Annotated in this window: 5 protein-coding genes; 1 reads left to right on the forward strand and 4 read right to left on the reverse strand. The window is 68.2% G+C overall.

The genetic code is table 11. The features are described 5' to 3' along the window. Nucleotides 1-227: 227 nt before the first annotated feature. The 3 genes from ALLO2_RS22615 to ALLO2_RS22625 form a co-directional block, all read right to left on the reverse strand. On the reverse strand, nucleotides 228-506 hold the full coding sequence (locus ALLO2_RS22615) for a ribbon-helix-helix domain-containing protein (RefSeq protein WP_011436317.1): 279 nt from the start codon (nucleotides 504-506) through the stop codon (nucleotides 228-230). A gap of 16 nt (nucleotides 507-522) precedes the next feature. Further along, the gene (locus ALLO2_RS22620; protein ID WP_035734654.1) at nucleotides 523-765 is read right to left on the reverse strand and encodes a hypothetical protein; all 243 of its coding nucleotides are present in this window, start codon (nucleotides 763-765) and stop codon (nucleotides 523-525) included. A gap of 341 nt (nucleotides 766-1,106) precedes the next feature. Continuing rightward, a complete protein-coding gene (locus ALLO2_RS22625) occupies nucleotides 1,107-1,487 on the reverse strand; it encodes a GNAT family N-acetyltransferase (protein WP_232235294.1) in 381 nt (126 codons plus the stop codon). 604 nt (nucleotides 1,488-2,091) lie between these two features. On the opposite strand from ALLO2_RS22625, the gene ALLO2_RS22630 reads away from it, so the two are divergent. Continuing rightward, nucleotides 2,092-3,765 (forward strand): ISAzo13 family transposase, encoded by a 1,674-nt coding sequence (locus ALLO2_RS22630; protein WP_023842218.1) that lies wholly within the window; start codon nucleotides 2,092-2,094, stop codon nucleotides 3,763-3,765. Between the two features lie 284 nt (nucleotides 3,766-4,049). On the opposite strand, the gene ALLO2_RS22635 is transcribed toward ALLO2_RS22630, so the two are convergent. Continuing rightward, on the reverse strand, nucleotides 4,050-4,505 hold the full coding sequence (locus tag ALLO2_RS22635) for a transposase (protein WP_084588527.1): 456 nt from the start codon (nucleotides 4,503-4,505) through the stop codon (nucleotides 4,050-4,052). Nucleotides 4,506-4,767: the final 262 nt, after the last annotated feature.

A 4,767-nucleotide genomic window follows, 5' to 3' on the forward strand; every position in this document is an offset into this window, starting at 1 on the left:
CCGGTCGCTACCCGGGCTCTCACCAGGAAGGATGCCCAGTGACCGCACCGGTCACTATGTCATCTAGCGAATCGAACACATGTCCCGAACTCCTAGTGGTGTCGGACGCTTCGGCCCGTCTCGCGACCGTGATCGTGGGTGTCGTGGTTGGGTCGACGGTTTGTGGTCGGGTTCGGGAGATGTGATGCGCCGTGAGGTCGCACTGAGCGCGATATGACCCGGTCTGGTCAGGCGACGTCGAGCCAGGCGCGGAGAGCCTGGCGGATGACATCGCTGGCGTTGGTGTGCTCGGCTTGGGCGCGGGCGCTGAGCGCGGCGCGCAGTTCGGGGTCGAGGCGGACGGGGACCACCTCGCCCGGGGCGGAGCCGAGGGGCCGGCGTCCGCCGCGGCGGTGGAGGTGGGCGACGTCGTAGCCGGTCTCGGCCTCGGCGGCCAGGTCCTCGACCAGCTCGTCGGTCACGGGTACGCCGCCTGCCGTCCGGCGGGCGGTCTCCTTGTTCGTCATCGTGCGCTCTCCTTGGTCACGGCAGGAGATCCCGGTATTGGGAACGCATCCGCATGGCATGAATGATCAGTTCCGNGCCGTCGTCGAGGAGCAGGACGACGATCTCCAGCAGNTTGCCCGCCCCGCCCGGGCCGAGCCGCAGTTCACGCCAGGGTGGCCCGTCGTCGTCCAGCGAGTAGGCGACGACGTACCGCTCGGCGGCGTGGAGGATGTCCGCGTCGGCGACGCCATGCTTACGGGCCGACCGATGGATCTCCACCCATCAATCGTAATACGAAACGGGCTGGCACTCGCAGAGCCCGAAGGGTGGTTTCGGGTGGGGCCTGCCCGTCGATGCACTGTGGCGCCGGACCGCAGTGGCGACCCAGGGCCCAGCAAGGCCGCTCGCCGCCGCCCAGGGGCGACCGAGCCGCCTCAGCCCAGTTCAGGGCACGTGTACCACAGCAGACGGACTCATAACGGNGATGGCCACACCGGACGAGGACGCCTCCAGCAAGCCGGCGGTACCGAGCGAATGCNGAAACAGCATGTTCCTCCAGATATCCGCGGAGCGGCACGCTACGCCGCGTCCGGAGCGACGGGTCGGTTGGAGCACGTCGATCACGTTGCGCGCTCTCCAGAGGCCTGCGCTGCTGGAAGGCTCTTGACGAGAAAACTCGTCTGCTCGGCTTCCTCGCGTTCCACGCCATCCTGANCGACCCAGGTCCAGCGATCGACATAGCGTTGCACCCGCACGACGTAGCCGAGTCGCCGGTAGAGGCGGGCGGCCNCGGGGNTGTCGGCAGCCACACCAANACCGACCGTCCGGCTGCCATGCGCTGCGACCAGCATCTCGGCGTGACGAAGAAGGTCTCGGCCTATCCCGTGCCGGCGCTGCTCCGGCGGCCACACCCCGAGCGCGTTCAACTCCGGACAGCCGCCTGTCTCCCGCCGCACTTCGTCGACGTCGCAACCCGTCCAGATGATCAGCAGATGTCCCACGGGCCGCCCAGCCAGCCAGGCGACGAGGTATGTCCCCTCTGGCGACGCTCTGCCGTTCGAACCGTCGGCGGTGAAAGCTCCTCCGGCCTGCCGCCGGGATGCACCGGTCAAGGAGATCAAGATCCGTCTGTTCGCAGACGCGGATCTCCACCGACGACACCCGATCAGGATAGAACCCTCCATCCGCCGCTTGGCTCGCCCTGCTGGGCCCCGCACCATGGGCAGGTCACCGTCGGCGCGGACACAGGCACCATGAACCGCGCGCCGAACGGGCTGCCAGGACCCACCCGAGCGCCAGCGCCGCCGTCACCCAGTGAAAGGCCACGGCCACCCCGGATGTCCTCCGACGTCGCCGCCGCTCAGCACTCGGCAGACAGGCGGTTCGCATGGTCGCAATATGGTCGGTCGTCCAGCCGGGACTCGAACCAGCTGGCGACGCCCTGACCANCACCATCGCATGGCGCTGGAACTCAGATGATAGATCGAGAACCACATTCGCCCAGGTCAAGGTCATGATCAGAAAAGAGGTGGACCTGGTGCACCACAATAAGAGTCTGCCGGAAAATAACCCGTAGGTTCCGAGGATGCAGCATGATCCTCTGCTATGGGCGGGTTTGCGGTCACTCGGGAGCTGCTGGCGGCGAAGTTCGAGGTGATCTTTCCGCATCTCGATGAGCGGCAGCGGCGGCTGCTGATGGCCGCGGAGGCGCGGGCGTTTGGACACGGCGGGATCCGGCTGGTGGCTGCCGCCGCGGGCGTCCGGGAGGCCACCGTGTCGGCGGGCGTCGACGAGTTGGACGCGGGTGGCGAGCCGCTGGGCCGGGTGCGGCGGCCAGGCGGCGGGCGTAAGCGCGCCGCCGATCTCGATCCGGGACTACGCCTGGCGCTGTTGGCCCTGGTCGAGCGCGACGAGCGGGGTGACCCGATGTCGCCGCTGCGGTGGACGACGAAGTCGACCCGGGTGCTGGCCGCAGAGTTGACCCGTCAGGGCCACCGGGTCGGCCCTGACACCGTCGCCGACCTGCTGCGTGCCGAGAAGTTCAGCCTGCAGAGCAACGCCAAGACGCTCGAGGGNCAGCGCCACCCGGACCGCGACGGCCAGTTCCGGTACATCGCCGAACAGGCCGGCGCCCACCATGCCAGCGGCGACCCGGTGATCAGCGTGGACACCAAGAAGAAGGAGAACGTCGGAACGTTCCGCAACGGCGGCCGCGAGTGGCGCCCCGAAGGCGAGCCTGCCGAGGTGTCCACCCACGACTTCCCCGACGCCGCGCTCGGCAAGGCCATCCCCTACGGGATCTACGACCTGGCGGCCAACGCCGGCTGGGTGAACGTCGGCACCGACCACGACACCGCCGCGTTCGCCGTCGAGTCGATCCGCCGCTGGTGGACCACGGCCGGCCAGGCCACCTACCCGAACGCCAGCCGACTGCTGATCACCGCGGACGCCGGCGGCTCCAACGGCTACCGCACCCGTGCGTGGAAATCCGAACTCGCCGCGTTCGCGCTGCGGACCGGGCTCGCGATCACCGTCTGCCACTTCCCGCCCGGAACGTCGAAATGGAACAAAATCGAACACCGGCTGTTCTCGCACATCACGCTGCACTGGCGCGGCAGGCCGCTGACCAGCCACGAGGTCATCGTCAACACCATCGCCGCGACCACCACCCGCACCGGGCTGACCGTGACCGCCACCCTCGATCCCGGCACCTACCCCGACGGAATCAAAATCAGCGACGAGCGGATGACCTCACTGCCGATCGACCGCCACGACTGGCACGGCGACTGGAACTACACGCTGCGTCCCGAACCGCCCGCTCCACCGCCCCCACCGCCGCCGCCGGCGCGCGAGCCCGCGCACCCCGAGTGGGCGCACCCCGCGCTGACCGGCCTCGATACCGCCACCTGGAAGCAGCTGATCTCCACGCTGGCCGCGCCCCACCGCGTCCAACGCGAGGTGGCCCTGCACATCGCCCGAGGCGGCCCCCCGACCCGCAAGCCCGGCGCCGGCCACCCACCCGCGCTCACCCTCGCCGAACAGATCCTGACCACCGTGCTCCGCCGCCGTTTCGGCACACCCAAACCCGCCCTGGCCACCCTCTTCGGCGTCTCAACCGGCACCATCACCAACGCGGAACGCCAGACAGAGGCGTTACTCGACGAGTACGGCCCCCCGATCCCGCCAGCCCCGACACCGATCAAGACCCTCAGCGAGCTGACCGCTCACGCCGCCGCCCACGGGATCACTCTCACCCCAAAGATCAAACCTGCGCGTTAATAATCTGCAAGCCCTAGATTCGGTGATGACTCAACGTGAATAGCAGCCCGACGCCCGTTTCGCCCCGCATCACGAGGCTTGGGCGTCTCGCGCCGCAGATCGCCGGGCTTCGTGCCGACGCCGAGCTGCCCGATTAGACGGCCGACCGACGCCCACCCACCGGCACTAACGCACGGTCACCACCGAATGTGCACCAGAGCCGTTACCTGGACAGACCCGTGGCCACGTCGACGGCGTGCAGATATCGGGCTCTTCCCAGTTCGCCGGAATCTGTGGTCGACTGATCACGGCATCTGCGGCGGGGTGATGACGGTATGTAGCCAGGTGGGGCGGGNTGCGTGGGNAGCGTAGTAGCGGGCGCGGAGCTGCTGGTTGGTGACGTTGCGCAGGCCGAACGCGATCCGGTAGACGAGCTTGACGAGCCGGTTGATGCCCTCGGTGGCCGCGTTGGACAGGGAGTAGAGGACTGCGTTGGCGATCTCAACACGCCACGTGGAGATCGTCTCGGCGAGAGTGACGATTTCAGGGATGGTCTCACCGGTGGTGGCGCAATAGGTGAAGAACCTGGTCAAGGCGTGCGAGACGTCGTAGCGGGTGATCGGGCGGCCGGAGCGGTGCGCGGCGAGCGCAAGCACGTCGCGCAGGAGTTCCTTGGCGCGCCAGGCGGCGGCGAGTTGGCGGCTGCGGCAGGGTCGAGTAGCCGGGNGGGGNTTCGCCTCCCGGCTACTCGACCCTGGCATCCCAGCATGGTCGCCGCACGTGGGCACGCCACGCTGACCGGTCACCTCATTTTCCCTCTAGTCGTCTAGACGCTGCCGCTTGCCGCTGCGGGCGGCACGTTCGATCGTGTCCAGAAGCCGGTGGACCTGCCAACCATTCTTAAAGCTGGGTTCCACTTCGACCCCGGTATGGATCGCCTCGGCGAGGTCATGGTAGACTCGACGCACATTGTGCACCGCTACAGAGCTTGAATGGTCAGGGTCTGGCTACGGCGGTTCCGGG

The organism is Frankia sp. Allo2, from assembly GCF_000733325.1.
In the GTDB taxonomy this organism is placed as follows: Bacteria; Actinomycetota; Actinomycetes; order Frankiales; family Frankiaceae; genus Frankia; species Frankia casuarinae.

Coding starts and splice junctions, on each gene's coding strand:
- ALLO2_RS22615 (WP_011436317.1), bottom strand. CDS start 506: ATGACGAACAAGGAGACCGCCCGCCGGACGGCAGGCGGCGTACCCGTG.